The organism is Corynebacterium mustelae (assembly GCF_001020985.1).
GTDB lineage: Bacteria > Actinomycetota > Actinomycetes > Mycobacteriales > Mycobacteriaceae > Corynebacterium > Corynebacterium mustelae.
The window spans coordinates 740932-766022 of sequence record NZ_CP011542.1; the positions used below are offsets into that span (position 1 = coordinate 740932).

22 protein-coding genes are annotated in these 25091 nt (G+C 52.9%); 8 read left to right on the top strand and 14 right to left on the bottom strand.

Features of this window, described 5'->3' with window-relative positions; all coding sequences use genetic code 11:
• The first annotated feature begins 131 nt into the window (after positions 1-131).
• Positions 132-2510: an acyltransferase family protein gene (locus CMUST_RS03470; protein ID WP_083987403.1), complete on the top strand. Its 2379-nt coding sequence runs from the start codon at positions 132-134 to the stop codon at positions 2508-2510.
• Here the strand turns inward: CMUST_RS03470 and CMUST_RS03475 are convergent.
• Genes CMUST_RS03475 through CMUST_RS03490 form a run of 4 tightly spaced genes read right to left on the bottom strand, consistent with a single transcriptional unit; the run spans position 2507 to position 5544 of the window.
• Complete coding sequence (locus CMUST_RS03475; RefSeq protein ID WP_052844512.1) at positions 2507-3439, bottom strand: pirin family protein; 933 nt, start codon at positions 3437-3439, stop codon at positions 2507-2509. The genes CMUST_RS03470 and CMUST_RS03475 overlap by 4 nt on opposite strands.
• Positions 3439-3849 carry a DUF3151 domain-containing protein gene (locus CMUST_RS03480; RefSeq protein WP_047261352.1) on the bottom strand — a complete coding sequence of 137 codons (411 nt, stop codon included), beginning with the start codon at positions 3847-3849 and terminating at the stop codon, positions 3439-3441. The genes CMUST_RS03475 and CMUST_RS03480 overlap by 1 nt, the downstream gene beginning before the upstream one ends.
• Positions 3850-3904: 55 nt before the next feature.
• Positions 3905-4519, bottom strand: a complete 615-nt coding sequence (locus CMUST_RS03485) for a Maf family protein (RefSeq protein WP_047263333.1) — start codon at positions 4517-4519, stop codon at positions 3905-3907.
• A 41-nt stretch (positions 4520-4560) separates the two neighbouring features.
• Positions 4561-5544, bottom strand: coding sequence for a polysaccharide deacetylase family protein (locus CMUST_RS03490; RefSeq protein WP_052844513.1), 984 nt, complete (start codon positions 5542-5544; stop codon positions 4561-4563).
• 325 nt (positions 5545-5869) lie between these two features.
• On the opposite strand from CMUST_RS03490, the gene CMUST_RS03495 reads away from it, so the two are divergent.
• The gene (locus CMUST_RS03495; protein WP_047261353.1) at positions 5870-7297 is read left to right on the top strand and encodes a purine-cytosine permease family protein; all 1428 of its coding nucleotides are present in this window, start codon (positions 5870-5872) and stop codon (positions 7295-7297) included.
• A 30-nt stretch (positions 7298-7327) separates the two neighbouring features.
• On the opposite strand, the gene CMUST_RS03500 is transcribed toward CMUST_RS03495, so the two are convergent.
• The 8 genes from CMUST_RS03500 to CMUST_RS03535 all read right to left on the bottom strand — a co-directional run bounded on the left by CMUST_RS03500 (position 7328) and on the right by CMUST_RS03535 (position 18251).
• Complete coding sequence (locus CMUST_RS03500; RefSeq protein ID WP_047261354.1) at positions 7328-8236, bottom strand: ribokinase; 909 nt, start codon at positions 8234-8236, stop codon at positions 7328-7330.
• Positions 8237-8456: 220 nt separating this feature from the next.
• Positions 8457-9401, bottom strand: coding sequence for a D-ribose ABC transporter substrate-binding protein (locus CMUST_RS03505; RefSeq protein ID WP_047261355.1), 945 nt, complete (start codon positions 9399-9401; stop codon positions 8457-8459).
• Positions 9402-9617: 216 nt separating this feature from the next.
• Complete coding sequence (locus tag CMUST_RS03510) at positions 9618-10532, bottom strand: ABC transporter permease (RefSeq protein WP_144414258.1); 915 nt, start codon at positions 10530-10532, stop codon at positions 9618-9620.
• 62 nt (positions 10533-10594) lie between these two features.
• Positions 10595-12226, bottom strand: coding sequence for a sugar ABC transporter ATP-binding protein (locus tag CMUST_RS03515; protein WP_083987404.1), 1632 nt, complete (start codon positions 12224-12226; stop codon positions 10595-10597).
• Between the two features lie 5 nt (positions 12227-12231).
• Positions 12232-13305 (bottom strand): LacI family DNA-binding transcriptional regulator, encoded by a 1074-nt coding sequence (locus tag CMUST_RS03520; protein ID WP_047261357.1) that lies wholly within the window; start codon positions 13303-13305, stop codon positions 12232-12234.
• Positions 13306-14058: 753 nt separating this feature from the next.
• Positions 14059-14319, bottom strand: coding sequence for an acyl-CoA carboxylase subunit epsilon (locus CMUST_RS03525; protein WP_047261358.1), 261 nt, complete (start codon positions 14317-14319; stop codon positions 14059-14061).
• Positions 14320-14413: 94 nt separating this feature from the next.
• Positions 14414-16045 (bottom strand): acyl-CoA carboxylase subunit beta, encoded by a 1632-nt coding sequence (locus CMUST_RS03530; RefSeq protein WP_047261359.1) that lies wholly within the window; start codon positions 16043-16045, stop codon positions 14414-14416.
• A 565-nt stretch (positions 16046-16610) separates the two neighbouring features.
• Positions 16611-18251, bottom strand: coding sequence for an acyl-CoA carboxylase subunit beta (locus CMUST_RS03535; protein ID WP_047261360.1), 1641 nt, complete (start codon positions 18249-18251; stop codon positions 16611-16613).
• 338 nt (positions 18252-18589) lie between these two features.
• On the opposite strand from CMUST_RS03535, the gene CMUST_RS03540 reads away from it, so the two are divergent.
• The 5 genes from CMUST_RS03540 to CMUST_RS03560 all read left to right on the top strand — a co-directional run bounded on the left by CMUST_RS03540 (position 18590) and on the right by CMUST_RS03560 (position 22494).
• Positions 18590-19396 carry a biotin--[acetyl-CoA-carboxylase] ligase gene (locus CMUST_RS03540; RefSeq protein ID WP_047261361.1) on the top strand — a complete coding sequence of 269 codons (807 nt, stop codon included), beginning with the start codon at positions 18590-18592 and terminating at the stop codon, positions 19394-19396.
• Positions 19397-19487: 91 nt separating this feature from the next.
• On the top strand, positions 19488-20096 hold the full coding sequence (locus CMUST_RS03545) for a YdbT family protein (protein WP_201779217.1): 609 nt from the start codon (positions 19488-19490) through the stop codon (positions 20094-20096).
• A 120-nt stretch (positions 20097-20216) separates the two neighbouring features.
• Positions 20217-21467, top strand: a complete 1251-nt coding sequence (locus CMUST_RS03550; protein WP_047263337.1) for a 5-(carboxyamino)imidazole ribonucleotide synthase — start codon at positions 20217-20219, stop codon at positions 21465-21467.
• A 38-nt stretch (positions 21468-21505) separates the two neighbouring features.
• Entirely contained in the window at positions 21506-22006 is a 501-nt protein-coding gene (gene purE, locus CMUST_RS03555) for a 5-(carboxyamino)imidazole ribonucleotide mutase (protein WP_144414117.1), read from the top strand.
• Between the two features lie 14 nt (positions 22007-22020).
• On the top strand, positions 22021-22494 hold the full coding sequence (locus tag CMUST_RS03560) for a YdcF family protein (RefSeq protein ID WP_047261362.1): 474 nt from the start codon (positions 22021-22023) through the stop codon (positions 22492-22494).
• Between the two features lie 40 nt (positions 22495-22534).
• On the opposite strand, the gene hypD is transcribed toward CMUST_RS03560, so the two are convergent.
• Together hypD and CMUST_RS03570 are read right to left on the bottom strand one after the other, a co-directional pair.
• Positions 22535-23677, bottom strand: coding sequence for a hydrogenase formation protein HypD (hypD, locus tag CMUST_RS03565; RefSeq protein ID WP_047261363.1), 1143 nt, complete (start codon positions 23675-23677; stop codon positions 22535-22537).
• A gap of 174 nt (positions 23678-23851) precedes the next feature.
• Entirely contained in the window at positions 23852-24118 is a 267-nt protein-coding gene (locus CMUST_RS03570; RefSeq protein ID WP_047261364.1) for a HypC/HybG/HupF family hydrogenase formation chaperone, read from the bottom strand.
• Between the two features lie 468 nt (positions 24119-24586).
• Between CMUST_RS03570 and CMUST_RS03580 the strand changes: the two genes are divergently transcribed.
• Positions 24587-24943, top strand: a complete 357-nt coding sequence (locus tag CMUST_RS03580) for a hypothetical protein (RefSeq protein WP_047261366.1) — start codon at positions 24587-24589, stop codon at positions 24941-24943.
• Positions 24944-25091: the final 148 nt, after the last annotated feature.

Consider the following 25091-nt stretch of genomic DNA (forward strand, 5'->3'; position numbering starts at 1 on the left):
TTTGAGCAGAGGAAACCCCCGGCCTATTGTTGGAGAGTCGGTTTGAAGTTGTTGCTCATACTCTTTGAACCGTCGAGTGTTGTGGTGCCAAGATGGCTAGCACGATTGGTTTCCAGTGACTGGGGAGATTGATGGATCAGCTTAACGCAAGTAAATATCGCTATGACCTTGATGGTTTGCGCGGTCTTGCTATTGCTTTTGTCGTAATCTTCCACGTTTTCGTCGGCAAAGTCTCCGGCGGTGTTGATGTTTTTCTCTTGCTTTCGGGGTATTTCTTTCTTGGTGCTCAGTTGCGTTATGCCACCCGCCCTGGCGCTAGTCTTAATCCCTGGTGGCCGATATGGCGCACGATTCGCCGTTTGGTTCCGTCGTTGGCGTTAGTGTTAGGCACGACGGCACTTGCGGTAGCTTTTTTGACTCCGGAGTTACGGAATTTGGATCTGGCGCGTCAGCTGGAAGCGTCGATTGGCTATTACCAGAACTGGGAGTTGGCCACTCAGGGTGCGGAATATGGAGCGGCGAGTACGACGGTCAGTCCGCTGCAACATTTATGGTCGATGGCGGTGCAAGGCCAGTTTTATGTTGGTGCGATTATTTTTGCAACGCTCATCGCGGTTGCAGCGAGGTTTCGCTTTGCCAAGGACAAACCAGTAAGTGCTGCCCGACTATCCGCGCCAGTTCTTGCTTTAATCACGGTTGTGTCGTTCTGTTATGCGACATACTTGCACGGTGAAAACCAGGCGCTGAATTACTATTCGACGTTTAGCCGGTTGTGGGAGATGACCTTGGGGTCGCTGCTGGCGCTTTTTGCTACTCGGGTGCAATTGAATATCACATTGCGGCGTGTATTCGCAGTTATTGGCGTGGCCATGGTGTTAACTACCGGCGTGCTTTTCGACGGCGCGATGTTGTTCCCTGGTCCGGCTGCGTTGTATCCCCTCGGTGGTGCGGCCTTGGTTGTTCTTGGAGGTGGGGCTGGTTCTGGTTGGTTAGCCAGCCGGTTTATGCGGTGGTTGGGTCAGATTGCCTACCCGCTGTATCTGTGGCACTGGCCGCTTCTGATCATATCCACGGTATACCTGAACATGCCATCTCCTAGCGTGTGGTTGGGCATCGGGGTTATTGGTGTTTCGTTGGTGTTGGCGGATCTCACCCATCGGTTTATTGAGGAGCCGTTAAAGCAACATGGCAAACGCCCAGTTGCAGGTGACGCACGAGTTCGTCGGACGCTATCGGACTTACGTGCGACATGGCCAGCGCGTTTGCGTGTGGCGGGTGGTCTGGTCGCCTTGGCGCTGGTGGTGTCGTTGGTGTATGTGCCACAGCTATGGCGGCAACAAGTAGCAGCCCTGTCTAACGCCCGATTGGATCCCGTATTGTATCCCGGAGCGGCGGCATTGGGGGTGAGCCGGATTCCATCGGTTGAACCGATGCCTGATCCGTATCTATTGGCAGACTCCGTTTCTCCAGCATGGCAGGACGGATGTATGTCGTTTTTGCACGATGATCCCGAAGAATCAGTTATTGATAGGCAACCGGGTAAGTGCATCTACGGAGATCGTGATGCAGCTAAATTGGTTTACGTTATCGGCGGCTCGCACGCAGAGCAGTGGATGGCTGCGCTGGATTTTTTGGGGAAGGAACATGGGTTCCGGGTGGTGCCTATCGTGCGTCAGGCGTGTCCGGCGTATGTGGAGGAGCGGGACAATAACTTCAGTGCAGATTGTTCGGCTTTTAACAAGAAATTGTTGGCTCGGATAAAACTGGATAAGCCGGATGTAGTGATTAGCAATTCCACCCGACCGTTGCTGGAAAAAGCACGGTTCGTTGATGAAGCACCGATCTCGTATCGTACTTTGTGGGATTTCTTGCAGCGCGAGGGGATTTCGTTTGTCGGTCTACGGGATAACCCTTGGTTTCTGAACCCTGATGGAACCGGCCAGATGGTGTCGCAGTGTTACGCGCAATACCAGGACAGTAAAAGGTGCGGGCGTAAGCGAGAAGAAGTATATGCCGCAGTGGATCCAGCGGCACAATATCTTAATGCCCCTAACCAGGTTGCGGTTGACACTGCGGATTGGTTTTGCCCAGCAGGCTATTGCCCACCGGTGATAGGAAATATTTACGTTTATCGGGACGGAAATCACATATCTGATGATTACGTTTTGAGCCTGGCGCCTCTTTTATGGGAGCAAATCAAAGATGTGGTTCTTTCTGCTCCAGTGCGTGAGGCTGAGCGGCCGATATCGGCGCGGGTAAACGGTTATCGCGAGTCTTCGAATCCCCGTATGCCCGTAGCGTCGCAAGGAGTTGCGGATACCGCACCACGATCTAGCTTAGTTTCAGAAGAACCAAGTGCGGTGTCCTCAACGTCCGTTCCAGCAGAGAGCGAACAAGACTATCCTCGAACGCTCTATAACGATAACTATGGGGTAGTGCCGGAAAACGAATATCAGGTTTTCAACTCGATTGAAGAATTCTCGGAGTTTAACCGTTCACGTCTGCGTTAAGCGTCAACGGGTGGATTCTTTCGAGGTTTTAACCGAGAAGTGGGTGGTAACGGAGCTGGGATGAACTCAGTGGTTCCACCGTAGCCAGTTACTGTGCCGTAACGTGCGTGCCGACGGCTCGGGTCTTCCCAATCGGCACGCATCTGAAGAACCTCGTCGTGATCTCGACCAATAAAATTCCACAACATGACTATTTCTTCGCCAAGTGGAAGCCCTCCCAGTAGAAGCAGGTGGGCTGGTCCTGAATCTGCGGAGATGTGCATGGTTCGAGAACCTTGAGGCTCGGATTCTGCATCGCAGTACCACAGGTCGCCGTCGTTCATACGGTCAGTATTGACTGTGAATGATGAGTCATTGGCTAGAACCGCATACTCACAGTCATTACGCAGTGGAATGGTCACCGAGCCGCCAGCTGGGATACTGATTTCGGCACCAATAGCGTCAAGCGGTGCCACAACATTGGCAGGGGTGCAGCCCTCAATGTGACCCATGAACACTTTGATGGTGGCATCCCCGATTTTTTCTGTTGGCGGGTGGTAGCGCTGCAATCGCGGTTGCGGATTCACAATATCGCGTTCAGATAAGGGGTGAACCATCCATAGTTGAGCACCATGCAGGTTTCCAGGTTGGGATTCCTCGGTATGTGAAATTCCGTTACCTGCGGTCATCATGACTAACTGACCTGGTTCGATAAGTTCATGGAAACCAGCGGAATCATTGTGGCAAATTGAACCTTCAAACAGCCAGCTAACGGTGGATAAACCGCAATGTGGGTGCGGCGCCACATCCATGGCCTTTGTCGTAGGGCCATAGTGATCAATAAAAACCCACGGGCCAACCGTCGTACGGTTTCGGTGTGGAAGTGTGCGCCGTACATTAAGAGCTCTTAAGCCGCCAAGGGGTACTTCACGGGGAGTCAGAATGGGCATTATCCTAATAACCTTTCTACGCAGCTTGGGTCGGCGTCGATAAGCATCGTTCGGCACCGCTCGTATTCTTGGGTGTCATTGATTAGGGCACTTAATTTGGCAAGAATTGCGATTGAACGCAAGACGCCTTGGTTAGGTACATGATCGAAAGGAACCGGGCCGTGTCCCTTCCAGCCATTGGCGCGCAATCGGTCCAAACTACGGTGGTAACCGGTGCGTGCGAACGCGTATGCAACAACAGCCGCAGGGTCAGTGCTATCAGTAGCATCATCTAACTGTGCGAATGCCTGCTCAGCTAGTGTTGCCCAGCCAAGCGGTGATGCGGGATTAGATAGCACACTTTCTTCTGTAACTGGTTGGATTAGTTCATCCGGTGGTAGCAATATCGGTGGCGGGGCGAGAAAATTCATCTAGGTGGTCCTTTTCGGTACTCGACGCTTTTGTGTATATATCAACAAAACCATTCTAGTTCTTATTCCACAGTTTGTGTAGCTGATAGCCGAAATGGTACATGCCTCGTCGGATTACCGGTAACGACAAACCGATTACGGATGACGGATCACCTTCAATGCGGTCAATGAACCACCCGCCAATTGCTTCTAAGGTAAAGGCTCCTGCGCAGGGGAGGGGTTCTCCGGTTGCGGCATATGCCCTGATGTCTGCATCTGTTGGGTCGGCGAAATATATTTTTGTGGCAGATGCCTCGCGGTATTCCCCTTGTGGGGTCAGCAGACAGTGCCCCGTTATTAGGATTGCTTCTTTGCCACGTTGCTGCTGCCACCGGCGAATGGCTTCTGCTTCGGTTAGTGGCTTGCCTTGAAGTTTATTATCGAAAAGCAGCATGGAATCTGCCCCGATGACAATATCATCGGGATAATCCACAGCTATGTGTTGTGCTTTAGCGGCGGCGAGCGTGAGCACTATGTGTTCTGGGATTGCGTTTGTGGCCTCAGCCATTATCGCAGATTCGTCAACATCGGCGGGGGCTACTATCGGTTGAACCCCAGCGGATTGGAGGATGGACAATCTAGAAGGGGAAGCTGAGGCCAAAACGACTCGAGGGCTTTGAGAGGTAGGTATCACACTGAGTAAGTGTAACCCTATGCTTTAGCGGCCTCGTGTTATCGGTTCAGGCGCTCATTCGGTGTCGATGGCCGCGGAACTTGATCTATGAACATTTTTGCAATGTCAGTACGACGCATAAACACAACGTCATCGCGACTTTGGGCGTATCGAATGAATTCGGTCAGCGCAGAAATCCGTGCTGGATGGCCGGTGATACGTGGATGAATCCCGATACTAAGCATTCGCCCGCAATCATCACCGTCATCAAGCAACTGGTCCAATGCCCGTTGTGCATAATCCACAAAATCTGATGGGGAACCAAAACCGGTGCCCATGATATAGCGGCAGTCGTTGGTGACCAGTGAATAAGGCACTACTAGGTGTGATTTGTCGCCAATAAAGGTCCAATATGGAAGATCGTCGCCATAGTAGTCGGAGTCGAATAAGAAGCGACCATCTTCAACGAGTAGCTCCCTGGTATTGGTGCTCATTTCGCGGCAATACCAGCCTTCTGGAACCCGGCCAAGGGTGCGTTGGAATGAATCCATTGCGAGATTAATCAGCTCTTTTTCTTCCTCGCGGGAATAGTTGTAGTGATCGATCCATCGATACCCATGTCCGACAATGTCGTCACCGCGCTCATTCATTTTGCGTGCAACCTCGGGATTACGCTCCAGTGCAACTGCGGCACCAAACACTGTCACGGGTACCTCTAGTCGGTCAAATGTGCGAAACATGCGCCAGATTCCCGCGCGGGAACCGTACTCATACATTGATTCCTTGGCCAGATCACGTTGGCCTTCAACGTCGAAGGGCAATTCATACATGCCGTCATTCATGCCGTCGCCCATGGCGAAAGTAAGCTCGGAGCCTTCTTCATAATTGATCACGATGTTAACCGCAACTTTGGCACCGTTTTCCCATCGAATAACGGGTGGGTTTGGGCCGTATCCGACTATCTCCCGGTTTGGTCCAGGGACGCCAGGAATGTCGTCGTTGCGAAACCAATGGTTTTTGGGAACCTGGATGTGGTCAGCCATTTTCAACCTCTCCTTTTCTGTCGAAATAATGCGGAAAATGACGTTTTAAAACCCTATTTTCAATATCAAATATGCTGAACTAAATATAATAAATATGAGAATGTAACTAGTTCTTACTTGCCATATTAATATGCTTTCAGTAATTTAAATTAAGTTGTAAAACTATTAATTTTGACTACCTAATTAGTGTAAGCTTAGCAGTGATAAAACAAATTAGCAATAGAAAAACGCTGATTAACTGGCCACATAATCAACACACTAACGCTACTTTTTCGCCACAAACTTAATTAGCTTCAATGCATGTATTCGATTGAAAGGAGTGACAATGAGCAATCTGACCAAATCCCAAACCCCTGTGCATGATGACCCTGGCCAGCATGAGGAGTATATGCTCGAACCGGTTCCGTGGCATGCGCGCCGTAGCTGGTGGGCTATGTTCGTAATCTGGGTTGGGTTTGGGTATGTTCCCACCGGGCTGATCGTCGGTGGTCAGCTCGCGGGGCAGGGCGGCACCCCTGGTATGACCTTTGGTGATGCCCTGTTTTCCATTGCGGTCGGGGAGGGGCTGCTGTTGGTTTTGACGTTTCTGCTGGGCATCGCAGCTATGCGCACTGGTTTGAATCTATCGCTTATTTCGCGCATTTCTTATGGAAAGAAGGGCATGATTGTGCCCATGTTGATCATGGCGATGTTGACCTTGGGCTGGTTTGCCTCCATCGTCGGTATGGTGGGCGCAATTTTTGATGTGGCAGTAGGCGATCTGACCGGAATTATCGTGATTAACGGCTTGACCTTGGAGTATGTCCTGCTGTGCCTGTTCTGGGGTGCAGTTTTCACATGGTCGGCATGGAAAGGCATTAAAGCCATTGAGAAAATCAGCGGTTGGGCGGCGCCTTTCGTGCTAGTAGTTGCCATCGGGGCGGCAGCCTTGATGATTAGTGAATTTGGCGGTTTCGGCAACGTCATCAGCGAGGCGAATACCCGTGATGGAATGAGCTACGGTACCGGTATCACGATTATGTTGGGTGCCTGGATCGCGGGCGTAATTATGGGTGTTGATATTTTCCGTTACGCCAAAACCAAAAATCACGTATTCATCGGGGCAGCGGCATGTTTTATTCTCACCAATCCGCTGCTGAACATTGTCGGCTATATAGGTTCGATCTCAACAGGTGATTCCAACTTCATCACATGGATGACTACCAAAGGGGCACTGCTTACTGCCCTTGGTGTTATCTTGTGGGTGCTATCGTTATGGACAACAAACATGTCTGAGCTGTATTGCAATGCTCTCTATGTGGGGCCAGCGGCTGAAAGTGCAGGTAAACGGATTCCGCGTGGTCGGATAGTCATTGTGGTAGGGGCCATTGGCACCATCCTGGGTTCGCTGGGGTTTTACTCCTATTTCTTCGCTGATTTTATTACCGTCTTGGGCGCAGCCTTTGTGCCGTTAGCCGGGCCGATTCTGGCGGACTACTTCATCATTCGTCCAGATGAATACGCAACCGCAAACCCCAATGACATGCCACCGGTGCGGTGGCCTGCCATAATCTCTTTCCTGGTGGGGGCTGCCTTTGGGGTTACCACACAGTACTGGGTTGAGCTTCCATTCGATTTCCCTGCCGGATTTGGCGCACTAATTCTTACCTTCGTGTTGCACATAGTCCTGTCTAAGGCAATGGCACACCGTGCTGAGCAGCGCCAAGTAGTAAGCGAGGGGTTCGTATCACCAGCACGCGAACGAATCTCATAGCGCTAATTTATCCAACAAAAATGGATGTAATCAGGAAGGTAAGGTATCAGTTGCCAGGGGATAGGAATCCTGCGCTCCCCAACCCTGCACGGCGAAGGCACCCACTCGAACCGCGAACGTGGCGGCGTCGATAAGCGAGGCCCCGGAATCTAACTGCGCAACCAACGCCCCAGCAAATGCATCGCCAGCACCAGTGGTATCTACTGCGGATACTGGTGGTGCTGGGATCGTGCGGGATTCGGTTTCAGTCACGACGATACAGCCAGCTGCCCCAAGCGTCATAACCACTGAGCGGAAACCTGCATTGATCAAATCGTGCGCTAGCTGTGCTGGTTCGGCGGTATCGTCGCAGTTAGTTGAATCTGGGTGTAATTGCTGTAACACCAATTGGGCCTCGTGCTCGTTGACTATCAACGGGTCAGCCTGCCGTAGCACCGCAGAATCCACTGGCACAACAGGGGCTAAGTTGACAACCACGCGACCAGACGCGGCAGCCACCGCAGCGGCGAAACCATCGGCTGGGATTTCTCCCTGTAGAAGCACTATCGACGCGGCCGCGATCGCCTCGTCATGGCGAGAAACATAATCAGCTGTCACATGGGAATTTGCTCCCGGAATCACAATAATGCAGTTCTCGCCGTCATCGGACACGGTAATCACCGCGAGTCCAGTTGTGCCATCTAATTCAGCTACCCGGCTAAGATCCACGCCAGATTCTTTAAGGCGGCGTAACGCTGGTTCCGCGTAAGCATCGTCACCGACCGCACCAATGAAAGTAACCTCCGCTCCGAGAAGCTGCGCTGCCACTGCTTGGTTGGCTCCTTTTCCACCCGGACTGATTCCGCCACCACTGCCGAGAAGCGTTTCACCTGGATTTGGGTGACGCTCCACCCGAACCCCCAAATCTGCATTGATTGAACCAACGACGACGATACCCATGTGCACCACTCCTATTAATTTCGTTTTACTGCAACGCTGCCGATCAAGCGCGTTGACACATCTTTTTTCAATTGCACGGCCGATTAAACAAACGAAGCCTCCCGCACGGGGAGGCTTCAAGGCGTAAACCGGCAATCGCACTGCCCACAGCGTTAACTATATTCAATAGCCCTTAATATGGCAGGCTCTAATCAACGCAGCTTAGCGATGGGGACTGCGGTTATTGGAATTCCACCAGGTTTTCCTTCGTCACCGTGATAACTTCCACCGGAACTTCCTTGGTGGCGCTTTCACCCTTCAGCAGCTTCGCTGCCTCTTCGACTGCACGGCTACCAAGTTTCTCTGGTTGCTGAGCGATGGTAGCCAACATGCGCCCATCCGCGATTGCGGCTAGGCCGTCTTTCGTCCCATCAAAACCAACGACCAGAACATCCTTGCCAGCCCGATCCCCCAGCGCTTCAACGGCGCCTAAGGCCATTTCATCGTTTTCTGCGAAAATTGCCTTCACATTTGGGTGCGCCTGCAATAGGTTGGTGGCTACGTCTAACCCCTTGGTTCGGTCGAAGTTAGCGGTCTGCTTCGCTGCAATCTTCACATTCGGGAATTCTTGCAGTCCAGTTTCAAAGCCGTTTCCTCGATCTCGGGAAGCAGAGGAACCTGCGATGCCTTGAAGAATGAGGATTTCGCCCTCACCGCCAATGGCCTCTGCGAGCACTTTAGCTGCCTGGGAACCGCCAGCAATGTTATCGGAAGCAATATAGGATGCAATCTCGCCGCCGTTGGCAGAGCGATCCACCGCCACTACGGGAATATTGGCGGCGTTGAGTGATTCTACAGCGGGGACGATGGCATCAGAGTCGGTAGGATTGACAATGACTACGCCGGAACCTGTGGTGGTGGCGTTGCTGAGTTGGTTGACCTGCGTGGTCGAATCATCTGAGGCGTCTTGAATGTTGAGAGTTACGCCTAATTCTTCGGCTTTTTCTTCAGCACCTGCTCGAAGTTGCACGAAGAATGGATTGGTTTGGGTAGATAGCGCAAATGTAATGGATTTACCATCAGAGCTAGCAGTAGTTCCAGAATCACGGTTGCAGGCGGTTAAACCCACGACCAGGCTCAGTGAAGCTACTACCGCGATGCTTTTGCGTACTGTGGTGCGAAACATCGTAATTGTCCTTTCGTGTGCGGGTAGTGTTGGACGACTGTGGTTGGTTGACCCCCGAATTCTTTAACCCGTTGAGGTTTCAGCTTGCGAGAATCACCGTGATCGAATGCGACGATATGAAGTTTTTCAAACAAAAATCGTGATACCCAGCTGGTTTGTAAAAACGCCAGGCGGCATAACGTGCTTTCACAAGGTGCTGCTCACTCGATTTTTAAGTTAGATAGCCGTCTTATTTCGGATGACGTCGAATCCAACCGCCACTGCGATAACAAGACCGATGACAATCTGCTGCCAAAATGACGAGACGTTCAAAATATTCAAGCCATTGCGAATCACAGCTAAAAGGATCGCACCTACAAAAGTGCCAGAGGCTTTGCCGGTGCCGCCTGCAAGTGAGGCACCACCAATAACAACGGCGGCGATGGCATCAAGCTCATAGCCCAGTGCCGTTTGCGGTTGCGCCGATGACAGTCGGGCAGTGATAACCAAACCCGCCAGAGCTGCGAAAAGCCCCGACAGGGAATACACGATCACCAAGATACGCTGCACCGGGATACCAGATAGCCGTGCAGCCTCCACATTACCGCCTATCGCATACATGGATCGTCCGATCACCGTGCGAGAAAGAATAAACCAGCAGCACAGGCCAGCCAGCGCCATCATTACGATCGGCATGGGCAAGTGAAAATAACTTTTCCCCAATACGTTGACAGCCGGGGCGGATGGAATCGGTGCTCCTTGCGAAATAACCAAAGTCGCACCGCGGGCGATAGACATCATAGCCAGCGTAGCGATAAACGCAGGCAGGCGACCGTAAGCGATTGCAATGCCACAAATTGCGCCAGAGAGTAATCCGAAAAGCAGGCCGATAACGAGGGTGAGCGGGCCCGGTAATCCTACTTCAGAGAAGAAATATGCCGAGGACATCCCGCCGAAGGCTGCAACCGACCCCACCGACAAATCGATGCCAGCGGCTACGATAACGAAGGTCATCCCGAAAGCCAAAATGGCGACGGTTGCAGCCTGAATGCCAACATTGATGAGGTTACCAACGGTAAGAAAGTGCGGCGTTGCGATAAATAGGGCGACGCATAAAATTATCAGCCCAACCAACGCGCCGTTGTTCAGCATCCAATGCAGCACTGGGTGCGGCTTCGCGCTTTTCGACGCTGGGACTGTGGTAGTCGGGGAGGTCATCGGTTCTCCTTCGGGGAGTGGTTTGATACATCGTTCGGTGCTGCTGCGTTTGTAGGTTTGAGTGCGTCTTCGACGTTCGATACCGCGAGCTGCATGATGTCATCTTGGGCGGAACCTGCGGGTAATTCGCCTGCAATCCGGCCGCCAGACATAACAAGAATCCGATCGGACATGCCAATGATTTCCGGCAATTCCGAAGACACCATCACAACCGCATGGCCTGCGGCGGTGATTTCATTGATGATGGAATAGATTTCAACCTTGGCACCAACATCGACGCCCCGGGTGGGTTCGTCGAGAAGCAAGACCTTGGAACCAGCCAGTACCCACCGGCCAAACACCGCTTTCTGCTGGTTACCACCAGAAAGATCTCGGATAGGTTGGTCAATAGAGGCCATCCGAATGCGAAGCTTATCTGCCACTTGTTTGGCGCGTTTGCGCTGCCCACCGCGATCTACCAGGCCAAACTTACTAGTTGATTGCATTGTTGCCAAGCCAAGGTTCTCACCGACGGTGGCCGAGAGCACCAGCCCCTGTGACTTTCGGCTTTCCGGCACATGGCCTATGCCATGGCGAATCGCCGCCGTAATATCACGCGGTTTTAATTGCTCGCCTGCTACCCGAACGGTGCCCGAATCAATTGGGTCCACTCCAGCTATGGCCCGAATCACCTCGGTGCGGCCAGCTCCGACCAAACCGGCTATTCCGACAACCTCACCAGCATGAACCTTAAAGGAAACGTCCTCGAATTTTCCGTGACTACTAAGCCCAGATACTTCCAACAACGGTGGCCCCGGTGGCTGAGGCTGTCGGGGATATTGGTTATCGATGGAACGCCCGACCATTAACCGCACCAATTCGGGTTCCGGGGTAGTAGCGGGAACCTCTGCGATGAATTCACCGTCGCGCAATACCGACACAGAATCGGCGATTGCGGCAATTTCATCCAGATGGTGAGAAATGAACACCATGGCCACACCGGCCTTTTTCAAATCAGTAACGACCGAGAATAACTGCTCAATCTCGTGATCCGTCAAGGCCGCTGTAGGTTCATCCAAAATAAGGATGCGGGCGTTCATCGATAGAGCTTTGGCGATCTCAACCATCTGTTGCCGTGCGATTCCCAGCGACCCGATGGTGTCATCCAATTCGACGTCGACACCTATGAGGTCCAAAGCCGCCTGTGCACTGGCCCGCATTTTCTTGTAGTCAACCAAGCCGAAGCGGCTCGGTACTCGCCCTAACATAACGTTTTCAGCCACTGTCATGGTGGGCACGAGGTTGAGTTCCTGGTGAATAGTGGCGATCCCCAGTTTTTCTGCTGCCTTGGCGTTAGGCAGTGGTGTTATTTTTCCGTCGACAAGGATGTCACCAGAATCGGGTTTGTACACCCCCGACATCATCTTGATCAACGTAGACTTACCAGCACCATTTTCGCCCAGCAATGCCAGAACACGACCGGGGCGAACATGGACGGTGACATTGTCGATAACTCGCACCGGACCGAAAGATTTCGACGCATTGCGCAGCGTCAATATCGGCTCGCTTGGGCCATCTGGCAGCGAATGTGTCGATGGCGGTTGCGGAGAATTATTCACTGGCCCGCTTGGCGGTAATGCAGCAGACATGGTGGTTAACCTTTGGACTTCTTTGTAGTAGTAGTCGTCTCGCCTGCGGCTGCAGCTTTAAAAGTGCTGGAGGCGCGTCGTTTAAAGGTGGTTGGGATGACCATGCTATCGGGGGCATCGCCGGACATGATGTAGGTGTAGAGCATGTCGAAGGAATGCCGTCCCATAGTTTCAACATCCTGGTCAATCACGCTTAGCGGAGGATTCTGAAGCAAGAATACATCTGTATCATCAAACCCGATCAGCGCAACATGCTCACCTATGCGTAGATTTTTCTCGTGCAAGGCTTGCAGCGCGCCTATGGTCATCATTGAGTCGCCCGCGAGAATGCAGTTTACGCCAGATTCTAATAGCTCCAGTGTTCCGGTGTAGCCAGCCTCTTGCTGGTATCCGCCGTAGAAGACGGTAGGGGTTGGCATTGCTAGGTCGCTGGCAGCTGCCATGACATGGGCCAGCCGTTGTTGGCCTGTTGAGGTGTCCTGCGGGCCAGCCAAATATCCCAGCCGCGCCTCTGGCAGATTTTTGATTTCGGACAATGCCTCATGGATTCCCGGCCAACTATCTGATGTTACCGATGGAATTTTCGGTTGTGGTAACGAACGGTCCGCAGCAACCATGGGAATGCCGGTTTCGATCAGGTCGGCGATCTTTTTGGTTGATTGGAAGTGTGGTACCACGATGATGCCGTCGACGCGTTGCCGACCAAGCATTTCTAGTGCGGCGTTGAGTCGATCGGGGTCTTCTTCGGAATGCGCCAGCAAGATCGAATAATCTTTACTCAATGCCTCTGCCTGGATCGCAGCTGCTAACGCTGAGAAATACGGGTTTTGAATGTCGGGGACGATGACACCGATGATATTGGTGCGGGCGTTACGTAACGCTCGCGCTTGCGCGTTCGGCCGATACTTGAGTTCGCGCGCCGCCTTTTCAACGATCTCCCGGGTGCTTTCCGGAATGACTGGATTGCGTGCCAATGCACGTGAAACCGTGCTTACGGACAGCCCAGTCGCCGCCGCAATATCTTTAAGTGTGGTGCTTTGACTTCGGCGCCCATTACTGGGGTTGGCTTTCTCCGCCATGATAATCAGCTTCCTTCACTGTTAATCCCATTGTATGCAAAATTTGTGCAAACGATTGCGCATACCACTAATTTCAACCTACCTATGAAAAAAGCCAATAACAATCAATTTATGCCAAAAAGTGAAACTGAAAGCGCTGAAAGTGACAAAAACTAGCCGTTTCCTGCCCGTTTTCCAAGATTAAAATACATTCATCTGCGGGATACGGGGGTGTATTGGGGTACTGAATAATTAATAATAGCTAACTAATGGCATGGGAATATAGCGGACAAAATTACTGATTCTTAATAAAAACCGCACGCGGATCTCACATTTACAACCATGTCGATTAATCGCGCGCGATGATATTTCGGTCTGCTTAGTAGCTAATTTGGCGTTGAGATCAAGTGGCAAGTAACTGCGATAAGAACTTCGTTGGATTGGTGGGTCCTGGACTCTATTTCCTGAGAAGTTTCACCACGCCTAACGAGCCGACACAGGGGCATTTGGGCGGAACTCGACTTTTAGTCGTTAAGGCTAGTGGTTAAAGCCGCCGTGGTGGAAAATAAGTCGAGTTGCGGATTTCTCCTCGGGCTGCCGATGCAATAGAAACGGAATGATTCAATCTCGGAGCTGGTACTGGGATAGCGGAAATCGATTCCGATAGCCGCTGGCGTCGAATGTTACGTGTGCTTACGTGAAGGTGAAAAGCAAAAACCGGGGTTCGCGCACCACTGATTGTACGGCAGAACCCCGGTTGGAGGAATGTAGCGGTTAGTAGAAACTTACATTCTGGAAAGCAGTTGGGTTATAGGTGGTTGGTCGCTGTAGGCGTTCTTCCACGCTGCCCCACATATTGCGTTCACGGTCTGGCTGTGCAGCGCCAGCGGCATTGCTTGCCATCGTGGCAAACAGGGCAGTCAAAGTAGCCACCTGTACATCGTCTGGGTTTCCCTTAACAATGGTCAGGAACGGCTTTTTTACCTCAGGTGTGGTTTCGACGCCTTCGGTCGATGCCTCGGTGTTGTCAGACATTGCTGGTTACCTACGTTTCTTTTTAAAGGAAAGCAATCGGGCAATTAATGCAGGCGGGGACGGCAACACCATCCCCGCTTTATGCTTCGCACGATTACAGCGGAATGTTACCGTGCTTCTTGGCAGGTACGTTGACGACCTTGCGGTCCAGCAGACGCAGGCCTTCAATGATCTGGCCTCGGGTCTCAGATGGAGGGATAACCGCATCTACGTAACCACGCTCAGCGGCCATGTAAGGGTTAACGAGAGTGGTTTCATATTCCTTCTCGTATTCCTTAGCAACCACGGCTACGTCTTTGCCTTCTGCGGCAGCCGCCTTGAGTTCCTTGCGGTAGATGAATCCCACCGCACCTGCGGCACCCATGACAGCAATCTGGGCGGTTGGCCATGCGAAGACTAGGTCGGCCCCCATATCCTTGGAACCCATCACGCAGTAAGCGCCACCGTAGGACTTGCGGGTGATAACCGTGATCTTGCCGACGGTTGCCTCAGAGTAGGCGTACAGCAGTTTCGCGCCGCGACGGATGATGCCGTTGTATTCCTCGTTGGTGCCAGGCAGGAAGCCGGGGACATCGACGAATTCAATGATTGGCACATTGAAAGCGTCGCAGGTACGGATGAAACGGGCAGCCTTTTCAGATGCACGGATATCCAAGCAGCCAGCGAATTCAGTAGGTTGGTTTGCGACGATGCCGACCGAGCGGCCTTCAACTCGGCCGAAACCGATGATGATATTGCCCGCGTAACCTTCCTGGATTTCAAAGAAGTCGCCATCGTCAACCACGCGTGTAATGACATCCTTCATGTCGTAAGGCTGGTTCGGCGAATCGGGGATCAAGGTATCGAGTTCCAAATCCGATTCGTTGATGTTCTCCTGGATGGAGCCAATCATGATGTCAGCTTCTTCGCGAGGCGCTTCAGCACGGTTATTGGAAGGCAGGAATCCTACCAAATCGCGAACCCAGTCAAGGGCATCAGCATCATCGGATGCAGTGTAATGCGAGGTGCCGGAGGTTGTCATATGGGTGTGGGCACCACCGAGTTCTTCTTGGGTGACTTCCTCACCAGTTACTGTCTTGATGACGTCCGGGCCGGTGATGAACATCTTGGAGGTCTTGTCCACCATGATGATGAAGTCGGTCAGCGCTGGGGAATAGACGTGACCACCAGCACAGGCTCCCATGATGAGAGAAATCTGCGGAATAACACCCGAGGCGAGGGTGTTGCGGTAGAAGATCTTGGCGTAAAGGCCCAGGGAGACAACACCTTCCTGAATACGCGCACCAGCGCCCTCGTTAATGCCAATCAAAGGTACGCCAGTCTTGATCGCAAGATCCATAATTTTGACGATCTTCTCACCATAAACCTCACCAAGCGCACCACCGAAAACAGCGCCGTCTTGGGAGAAAACGCACACCTTACGACCATCGATCGTGCCGTAACCAGTTACCACACCGTCAGTGACCGGACGCTTAGCATCCAAGCCGAAATTCTTGGAGCGGTGGCGCGCCAGAGCGTCGACCTCGACGAAAGAACCATCGTCGAGGAGATACTCGATGCGCTCACGGGCGGTTTTCTTACCAGCATCGTGGATTCGCTCCACCGAAGCCTGTCCCATTGGCGCTTGGGTTTCGGCAATACGCGCCCGAAGATCGGCGAGTTTGCCTGCGGTTGTGGTCAAATCTGGTGCTTGGGCACCTGCATCAGTGATCGTTGCGGCAGTCATAACTTCACAGTTTAGGGGGTAGTTGAAAATTTTGTGAAGTGTTTGTTATTTTCTTTATTTCTCGGGAAAAATTACCGGGTTGTGGGGGTAACGCAATTTTCGCTTTTCCCAGGTTTTGCCTAATTTGGGGGAGAGGTTACGGGGGTATTAACCCAGAAGGCTCAGTCTGGGAATAACAGGGGTGGTGGGTAGAAAGTGAAATTGCAACAGTGTTGATTCACCCCCTAATAGGTATCGACGATGGGCAGCGCGAACGAGATAGCGAAGGATCGATCCTTGGCCTGGTTACGGATAATGGGCGATTCTAAGCGATGGACACGCTAAGTAGTGTCGAAAAACCGCATGCAATTCTACCGGTTTTCAAGCTGGTCGCTACGACTTGAGATAATCCATGAAGGCAACTAAAACAGGGTCGTAGCGGGGGATTGGCCGCTACGACCCTGAATGTAACCGTCTATAACGCTGATGTGGCTTCCCTGATCATGAAACAACATGACAGCGCTAGGGTTATGGGGTTGTAATTTCTCGGGAAGCTGTTTCGAGAAATTACAAGTATGTGGAAGCTTTACAATGGGATATTGCCGTGCTTTCGGGCAGGCCGAGTCACGTGCTTTTTCCCTAAAAGACGAAGATTACGTGCGATCTGGCCCCTTGTCTCTGAGGGCAGAATGACGGCATCAATAAGCCCGCGTTCAGCCGCTAGGTATGGGTTAAGCATGTGATCTTCGTATTCCCGCTCAAAGGATTTTTGCAGCTCCATGAGTTCGGATTCACCCAATCCCTTGTTCTTGGCTGCTGCGAGTTCTTTACGATGCAAGAATCCGACAGCACCGGCAGCGCCCATGACTGCGATCTGGGCGGTTGGCCACGCGAGATTAAGATCGGCGCCTAAACCCTTGGAACCCATGACGCAGTACGCACCACCGTAGGCTTTGCGCATGGTGACGGTGATTTTCGGAACAGTCGCTTCACCGTAGGCATACAGTAATTTTGCGCCGCGTCGAAGGATGCCGTCATGTTCTTGGCCTGCGCCGGGCAGGAAGCCTGGGACGTCGACGAGCATGACGATTGGGATATTGAAAGCATCGCATGTGCGGATAAACCGCGCTGCCTTCTCGGAGGCGTCAATGTCGAGGCAGCCTGCTAGGCAGGTAGGTTGGTTTGCGACGAAGCCGACCGATTGTCCCTCAACCCGGCCGAATGCGATGACAACATTAGCGGCACGTTCTGCCTGGATTTCGAGGAAATCGCCGTCGTCGGTGATGGATTCGATAACGTCTCGGACATCGTACGGAACCGTGGGGGAATCGGGAATGATCGAATCGAGCTTCAGGTCATCCGGATTCATGTTTTCTTCTAAAGAACCCTCTTCGACTTCATAGTGGGTACGTGGGGCGGACTCTCGGTTATTGGATGGAAGATAGCTAACAAGATCGGCAACAAAATCAAGGGCGTCTTCATCGCTTGCTGCGGTGTAGTGGGAATTGCCAGCTAGATCCATGTGTACGCTCGCGCCGCCGAGTTCTTCCTGGGTTATTTCCTCAGAAGTCACGGTCTTGATTACATCCGGGCCGGTGACAAACATCTTGGAGGTTTGGTCTACCATAACCACGAAGTCGGTTAGTGCTGGTGAATACGCATTTCCGCCAGCGCAAGAGCCCATGATTACTGAGATCTGCGGAACGACACCAGAGGCGTTGATATTGTGATAGAACGTTTGGGCAATCAGGTCGAGGGATACTGCACCGTCTTGGATACGTGCGCCGGCACCTTCGTAGAGCCCGATCAGTGGGCGGCCGGTGGTAACTGCTAGTTCCATCAATTTGCACATTTTCTCGCCGTATACTTCGCCCAATGCGCCGCCGAAAACGGTGCCATCCTGGGAGAAAATACAGACTTCTCGTCCGTCAATGGTGCCCCAGCCGGTAACAACGCCGTCGGTGGCGGGGCGCTTGGAGCGCATGCCGAAGTCGTGGGTACGGTGGCGAGCTAATTGGTCGATTTCTACGAAAGAATGTGGGTCTAACAAGTAATCGAGTCGATCACGTGCGGTAAGGCGACCATTGGCGCGGACTTTTTCTTGAGCGACAGTTCCTACAGGGGAAGCGGCATCAATACGGCGTGCTTTGAGATCAGCGATTTTACCTGCGGTGGTGCTGACATCGGGGAGGGAAGCAACATCAATCAAAGGTGAGGAAATAGTCATGTTTTGAGATGATAGATGAAAATTCCGAAAAGTTTCCAGAGAAAAACGAAAAATGTGAGGAATTATTCATGTTTGCATGTAGCGGCTGATAAAAACCCACTGCTTGGCTATGGTTTTGTTGTAAAAAGTAATTTATTTCACATTTTTGTTGGGCGGCGTTTCGTGGTGCCGGGTTGGTTCTTTCACATCAACACTGATACGCATCCACTCAGACCATGTGAGTCCTAGAGCCCTCAAATCTTTCACCACTATCCGAGGCCAGTAGCGGCACTAAACACTACAAAACCGCGAACTGGCAGACGTCGCAAAGCGACAAACGGACAAGTAGCATTACCTGCATGACCGACGCACGACAGCCCCTGAATATTTCGTATCTGCGCCAACAGCTTATCGACGCCGGGCCATACGCCCGCATTGAGCACAGCCTGGAAACCGGATCAACTAATACGGATCTTGTAGCAGCGGCACACGCGGGTGCCGCTGAATGGACCGCTTTTCTCACCGAACACCAAACTGCCGGTCGGGGCCGCATGGGGCGCAGCTACACCGCGCCACCTGGTTCACAACTGCCGCTTTCAGTACTCATTCGCCCACCGTATGAATCCATAACTCGGTTGGGCACCATGCCGCTGGCGACCGGACTCGCGCTTGTCGACGCCATAGGGTCGGAAACCGGCGTGCGCTTGAAATGGCCTAATGACCTGGTTATCGATGGGCGAAAGCTCTGTGGCATTCTCGCCGAAGCGGTTTCCCTTTCTGAAGAACCCGCAGTGGTCATCGGGCTGGGTCTTAACACCTCACTCCGCACCAATGAGTTACCAGTACCCCATGCCACATCACTGGAATTGGAAAACATCCCATACGAGCGAAACGAACTGGCGGTGCGGATATTAGTAGCATTGCATCGCCGATTGAAACAATGGCAGGACAATGCGCCAGCCCTTATGTCCGATTACCGAAAGGTCAGCGCAACTATTGGGCAGGAAGTGCGCGTCATTCTTCCGGGTGATGTAGAGCTACTTGGCACCGCTACCGGGGTCGGCGACGACGGATTGCTGGAAGTCCGCGACGCTAAAGACAACCACCATCGGCTCGCGGTGGGTGATGTCATTCACCTGCGGCTGCAAGACACTGGAACTTCCTAGATGGACATCGGCTAATTGGCCGAGGCTTAGTCTGCTGGGTCATAGCTGCCAGCTAGTGGCGAATATCGGTGATCCGCTAGGCTTAGGCACTATGTCAGATAACCCCTTTGACAATCAACGCGACACGGAAAAGGTGCTGGTGGACGTCACTAGTCCATTCAGTGCGCTTACCCACCCGGTTTTGGAATTAATCGTCATCACGGGTGTGTTATGGATGATTATCGGCTACATAGACGCCCCGGGATCAGTTTGGGCGGACAATCTCATGCTCCGCAACGGCCTCGTTGTTGTGTGGGCACTTTTGGCGCTATGGCGTTTTGTGCTGCCAGTTATGCGGCTGCGCAGCCGCCGACTAGTCGTGACCAATCAACGGGTTACCATCCGGATCGCTGGACTAGGCCGCAGCGTGCACACGTTCCCAATGCACGTGGTGCGCGATGTGGCACGCAAGCGTTCCACCATTTATCTCGCAATTAGTGGCAATGACCGGCCCGTGGTCATCACGGATGTGCCGCACGCAAAACGTGTGTTATTAGAAATACAAAAAGCCATCGCCGAGCAAGCACACCGGCGGGCACAGGGACTGCCGGTGGTTAATCCTGGTCAAGGGAAATTCGGTGGATATGTGCAGCCAACCACCACATTGCGCCATCACGATCAATTTGGCACGCCAGGCGATGGTGGTGGTTATTTCCGCTAAATCCGGCATGGTTTTGTATCCATCCCGCTGCTGCTTAGAGTGGTACAGGTGACGTTAACTCCACCTCCTTGCAACAAATCGCCGGATGATCAAACCCTCACCGAGGCGATGCCAGCCGAAATGCAGCCCAGTAACCCCCAGCCTTTGGCGGCGAAGCATCCTGCGCATGCACCTGGGATGCCTGTTGTCTGCGTGATCGGTGACGGCCAGTTGGCGCGGATGATGCACACCGAAGCGATTGAACTTGGGCTTTCGCTGCGGGTATTGGCAGGAGCAACCGACTCCGCCGCCGCCCAAGTTGCCGCCGATGTTGTGGTGGGGGATTACACGAGCTTTGCCGACCTTAACCGCGCTGCAGCCGGTGCCGCTGTAGTGACTTTCGACCACGAACATGTCCCTACCGATCACCTCCACACGTTGTGTGAATCTGGGGTAAACGTACAACCAGGACCTACCGCGTTGGTTCATGCACAAGACAAGCTGGTGATGCGTCAAAAACTTTCGGATATTGGGGCGCCAGTACCTCAGTTTGCCGCCATCAACACTGTTGACGATGCGGAGAATTTTTGGGATCGCGTTAAAGGCCAAGTGTGCCTGAAAGCACGTCGGGGCGGTTACGACGGCAAGGGGGTGTGGTTTCCACAGTCTAAAGCCGAGCTTATCGACCTGTGCACCACGCTTTTCGACGCAGGTACGCCGCTGATGGCCGAACAGAAAGTCGCATTACGGCGCGAACTTTCCGCCATGGTGGCCCGGCGTCCATCTGGTGAGATTCAACCGTGGCCGGTTGTGGAATCGGTGCAAACCAACGGGGTGTGCACGTTAGCCATCGCACCCGCTCCTGGATTAGATGCGAAGACGCAATCAGAAATCCAAAAACTAGCGGCGCTCGTAGCCACGGAATTACAGGTCACTGGTGCGCTAGCGGTTGAACTATTTGAAACTTCCGACGAGTTGGGGCGCAACCGTATCCTTGTCAATGAACTTGCAATGCGCCCCCACAACACCGGACACTGGACCCAAGACGGTTGTGTTACCAGCCAATTTGAACAGCATTTGCGCGCAGTAATGGATTGGCCGCTTGGATCAGTCGCAGAAACCGCACCGGTGACCGTCATGGCGAATACCCTCGGTGCGGATATTGATCCGGCGATGCCCATGCCGGAAAGAATGCACCAAGTGTGGCAAAAACTGCCGCACGCAAAAATACACCTCTACGGCAAGCCGCACCGGCCCGGCAGGAAACTTGGTCACGTCAATGTTTCTGGCACCGATTGGGATAAAACTCGGGAGGAAGCAGAGGCAGCAGCGCATTTCATCGTGCACGCCACCTGGCCAGACGGATACACTGATGAAAACATCGGTGGTTAACCCACACCATATCTTCAAAAGAAAACAGGAGAAACACAGTGAGCGCACTTGTCGGCCTAATTATGGGATCCGATTCTGACTGGCCAACCGTTAAACCTGCGGCAGAAATTCTTGCCGAATTTGGGATACCGTTTGAGGTTGGGGTCGTTTCTGCACACCGCACCCCGGAGAAAATGCTGGCATACGCTAAATCTGCTCATACTAGAGGTCTGAAATGCATCATTGCCTGCGCCGGTGGGGCTGCGCATCTTCCCGGTATGGTGGCTAGCGCTACGCCATTGCCTGTGATTGGAGTACCCCGGGCATTGGATACCTTAGATGGCATGGATTCTTTGCTGTCAATCGTGCAAATGCCAGCTGGAGTACCAGTCGCGACGGTATCTATTGGTGGCGCAAAAAATGCTGGGCTTTTAGCGGCGCGTATCTTGAGTGCGGGTGACCCGGAATTGGTGACCAAAATGGCAGATTATCAAGAGAACATGCGTATGGAAGTTGAAGCCAAAGACGACAACCTGCGCAAAAAACTCTTAGGCGAATAAGCTCCCATCCTGCCATGACAATCGTGGTCTTAGGGTGCGAGGTGTACAATCGGCGCCCCGGAAAGATACTCACCAGCAGACTGGAAACCGCCCTGGCGCTGGCAAACGAGTGCGACGATCTCATCATTGTCTCTGGAAAAGGGGAATCGGTGCCAATGTATCGCTGGCTGGTGGATCGTGGCATCGAACCGCTGCGCATTTGGTGCGAGGACCACGCCACCAGCACCAATGAAAATCTGGAGAACTCCTATGCGGAATTGCTCAAGGCGCCGTTTCCTCCCGACCTGCCGATGAAGGTCGTGACCAGTGATTTTCATAAATTCCGCACCCAGGTGTGGGCGTGGCACTTAGGAATCCCAATCACCGTCACCACCGCACTGACCCCAGCGCCGTTTCGGCAGCGAGCGTTTGTTAGGGAGCTTTCCGCCCTGCCACATTCCATGCTTCGTGTGGCCTGGCGTAAACTGTGGCGCTGGTTATCCACCTAAGGCGGCCAGTTGGACGGTCATAAACTGTCCGCTTTCGTTTCTAACCGACGATTTCGACGGTGAGTTCCCGGTCGATGCGGCCGAAATTATAGTAGGCGGCGCAGGCACCCTCGGGGGAGACCATGCAGGTGCCGATTGGGGTATCGGGCGTGCACGCGGTGCCAAAGACCTTGCATTGCCACGGTTTGATGCGTCCGGTAAGGACCGAGCCGCATTCGCAGGCCTTAGGGTCTTCGACGTGTTTTCCGGGCAGGCTGAAAATCCGTTCCGCATCGAAATCGGCGTACTCCTCCGATAACGCCATGCCGGAATTCGGTAACCAGCCCAGCCCACGCCATTCGAAAGAGTCGCGGATCGTGAACACCTCCGTCAACAGCGCTTGGGCTTGCGGATTGCCCGTCTTGCGCACCACCCGGGCGTACTGGTTAAACACCTGGGCTTTTCCGGCAGCAATCGCGCCGGAGGTGAATTGCTCAAGCAGTACCGCTACACCCTGGAGGATATCGAGCGGTTCGAAGCCGCATACCGCAACCGGCAAGTTGTGTTCGTCGGCCAGGAAGTCAAAGGCGGTGGTTCCCACAACGGTGGCGACGTGACCGGGGCCGATGAATCCGTCGACAAGTGTGTGTCCGTTATCGGCGATGGCGCGCAACGGTGGCTCGATGGTGACATGGTTGGAAAAGACTGAGAAATTACGAATGCCGCGCTCTTTAGCTGCCTTGACCGTCACCGCAGTTGATGGGGTGGTGGTTTCAAAGCCCACCGCGAAGAAAATGACGTGCTTATCTGGGTTATCGGTGGCGATTTTTAAACAATCCAACGGCGAATAAACAAAGCGCACGTCACAGCCTTGGGCCCGCGCCTGTAACAACGAACCGGAGGTGCCCGGCACCCGCATCATGTCGCCGAAGGTCGTGAGGATTACATCGGGTTGGTGCGCTAACCACAACGCATCGTCGACTCGCCCCATGGGAATAACACACACCGGGCAGCCGGGGCCGTGCACCAGGTCGATGGAGTCGGGCAGGAGGTTTTCCAATCCATAACGATAGATGGTGTGGGTATGCCCACCACAGATTTCCATCAACCGTAACGGGGTATCCAAAAGCTCCGCCTGGGCGGCAATCCGCTCAATAAGGGTGCGGGCGGCGGCAGGGTCGCGGAATTCATCAACGTATTTCATGGTGAGCCTCGGTGAAATTAAAAGTAAAGGTAAAGATAAAGGTGTGAGAAAAGCATCATGGGGGCCGTAGCCATAAGGGTCGGCAACGGGAAGCTGGGCTGGTGCTATAAAACCTTACGGTCGTAAAAGTGAGAAGGTTTTACAGCTGTTAACTGTGGGGAAGTTTTACGGGTGTCAAATATCCGAGGATTTGAAGGATTCCACTTCGTCCTCAAAAGTGCTGCCGCCTAGCTGCCGGATTTGTTGCAGCGTTGTTTCTGCTTCGGCTTCGTCGATCTTGCTGAGCGCGAATCCGACATGAACTAGCACCCATTCTCCTTCGATCAGGCCGTCGGCCATGAGAAGATCGGTGGAAATTGTGCGGGTCACTCCGTCAATGCTGACCGTGGCTCGGGTGGGATCGATAATCTCCACCACTTGGGCTGGTACACCAAGGCACATTCATCTGCTCCTTAGATAGCGATATGGATCGAAGTCGGCGGCACCTGTGGTGGCTGCGTGCTTCTACGGGCTGGTGGTCTAAAGCACGCAGTATCTTAAAAAAACCACGGGTTGTCGTTTCTTTACATTCTAGGCCGCCTGGAAATTATGCCCGTGTTTTTGGCTGTTCAGGGGCGAATCTGGCACCACAATCAAGAAAGATGAATAGGATTCACTTTTAAGTGACAAATTCAACAAAAGTTTTTCCTTGAGACAGGTGAACGTGGAAAATGTGCGATGAACAGCATAAATATTTCAAATGCTTCACGGATACCGCGGTGAAATTGGTGGTGGCACGCCACGGTAAGCACTGTAACCAGTGACGCGAGCGCGCATATTGGGTACGTTCGGGGGCGAAACCTTCGGTCATCTGCTGCGGGTTTCGTAATGCTTCACTTACACTATCGTTCCAACCATAAAGGAGCCGACATGAGGAAACTCCGCATTCCAGTACTTGCGCTGGCAACGTCCGTGGCTTTATCTGGTATCTCCGTCGCCCATGCGAATGCACAATTGCCCCCAGCGCCACCTGCCCCCGCTGTGGAATTCACCGTGCCTGCCCCAGAGGCAGGGGTTCCGGAAGTTAACCCCACTGCTGGAACTGGTTCCGCCATCATGGATCTTTCTTCAGAGATTTACAAACGACTTCCGGGAAACAAAAACTTGCCTCCAGAGGCGCAAGCTGCTGACACGCTATTATTTGCTACTTCCAATGGGGTAGTCGGCTTGGCGGCGCTGGTTCTTGCCGGGTTGGTCTTTTTGGTCAAGTCGCTTTTGAAGCTATGAGTTTATGACCGCAGCCGATGATGTCCACCACATGGGTTAAGGCGCAAGACTCCATGTTTTTGTTTTTGGAATGCGGAGTTTAGAGTTAACGCCGACAGCACCTGGGTGGGCTTCAAGCTCTTAAGGGGTGGGGATGTAATGCGCGCTA

Coding starts and splice junctions, on each gene's coding strand:
- CMUST_RS03470 (WP_083987403.1), top strand. CDS start 132: ATGGATCAGCTTAACGCAAGTAAATATCGCTATGACCTTGATGGTTTG.
- CMUST_RS03475 (WP_052844512.1), bottom strand. CDS start 3,439: ATGCCCATTCTGACTCCCCGTGAAGTACCCCTTGGCGGCTTAAGAGCT.
- CMUST_RS03480 (WP_047261352.1), bottom strand. CDS start 3,849: ATGAATTTTCTCGCCCCGCCACCGATATTGCTACCACCGGATGAACTA.
- CMUST_RS03490 (WP_052844513.1), bottom strand. CDS start 5,544: ATGGCTGACCACATCCAGGTTCCCAAAAACCATTGGTTTCGCAACGAC.
- CMUST_RS03495 (WP_047261353.1), top strand. CDS start 5,870: ATGAGCAATCTGACCAAATCCCAAACCCCTGTGCATGATGACCCTGGC.
- CMUST_RS03500 (WP_047261354.1), bottom strand. CDS start 8,236: ATGGGTATCGTCGTCGTTGGTTCAATCAATGCAGATTTGGGGGTTCGG.
- CMUST_RS03505 (WP_047261355.1), bottom strand. CDS start 9,401: ATGTTTCGCACCACAGTACGCAAAAGCATCGCGGTAGTAGCTTCACTG.
- CMUST_RS03510 (WP_144414258.1), bottom strand. CDS start 10,532: ATGCTGAACAACGGCGCGTTGGTTGGGCTGATAATTTTATGCGTCGCC.
- CMUST_RS03515 (WP_083987404.1), bottom strand. CDS start 12,226: ATGTCTGCTGCATTACCGCCAAGCGGGCCAGTGAATAATTCTCCGCAA.
- CMUST_RS03520 (WP_047261357.1), bottom strand. CDS start 13,305: ATGGCGGAGAAAGCCAACCCCAGTAATGGGCGCCGAAGTCAAAGCACC.
- CMUST_RS03525 (WP_047261358.1), bottom strand. CDS start 14,319: ATGTCTGACAACACCGAGGCATCGACCGAAGGCGTCGAAACCACACCT.
- CMUST_RS03530 (WP_047261359.1), bottom strand. CDS start 16,045: ATGACTGCCGCAACGATCACTGATGCAGGTGCCCAAGCACCAGATTTG.
- CMUST_RS03535 (WP_047261360.1), bottom strand. CDS start 18,251: ATGACTATTTCCTCACCTTTGATTGATGTTGCTTCCCTCCCCGATGTC.
- CMUST_RS03540 (WP_047261361.1), top strand. CDS start 18,590: ATGACCGACGCACGACAGCCCCTGAATATTTCGTATCTGCGCCAACAG.
- CMUST_RS03545 (WP_201779217.1), top strand. CDS start 19,488: ATGTCAGATAACCCCTTTGACAATCAACGCGACACGGAAAAGGTGCTG.
- CMUST_RS03550 (WP_047263337.1), top strand. CDS start 20,217: ATGCAGCCCAGTAACCCCCAGCCTTTGGCGGCGAAGCATCCTGCGCAT.
- CMUST_RS03560 (WP_047261362.1), top strand. CDS start 22,021: ATGACAATCGTGGTCTTAGGGTGCGAGGTGTACAATCGGCGCCCCGGA.
- hypD (WP_047261363.1), bottom strand. CDS start 23,677: ATGAAATACGTTGATGAATTCCGCGACCCTGCCGCCGCCCGCACCCTT.
- CMUST_RS03570 (WP_047261364.1), bottom strand. CDS start 24,118: ATGTGCCTTGGTGTACCAGCCCAAGTGGTGGAGATTATCGATCCCACC.
- CMUST_RS03580 (WP_047261366.1), top strand. CDS start 24,587: ATGAGGAAACTCCGCATTCCAGTACTTGCGCTGGCAACGTCCGTGGCT.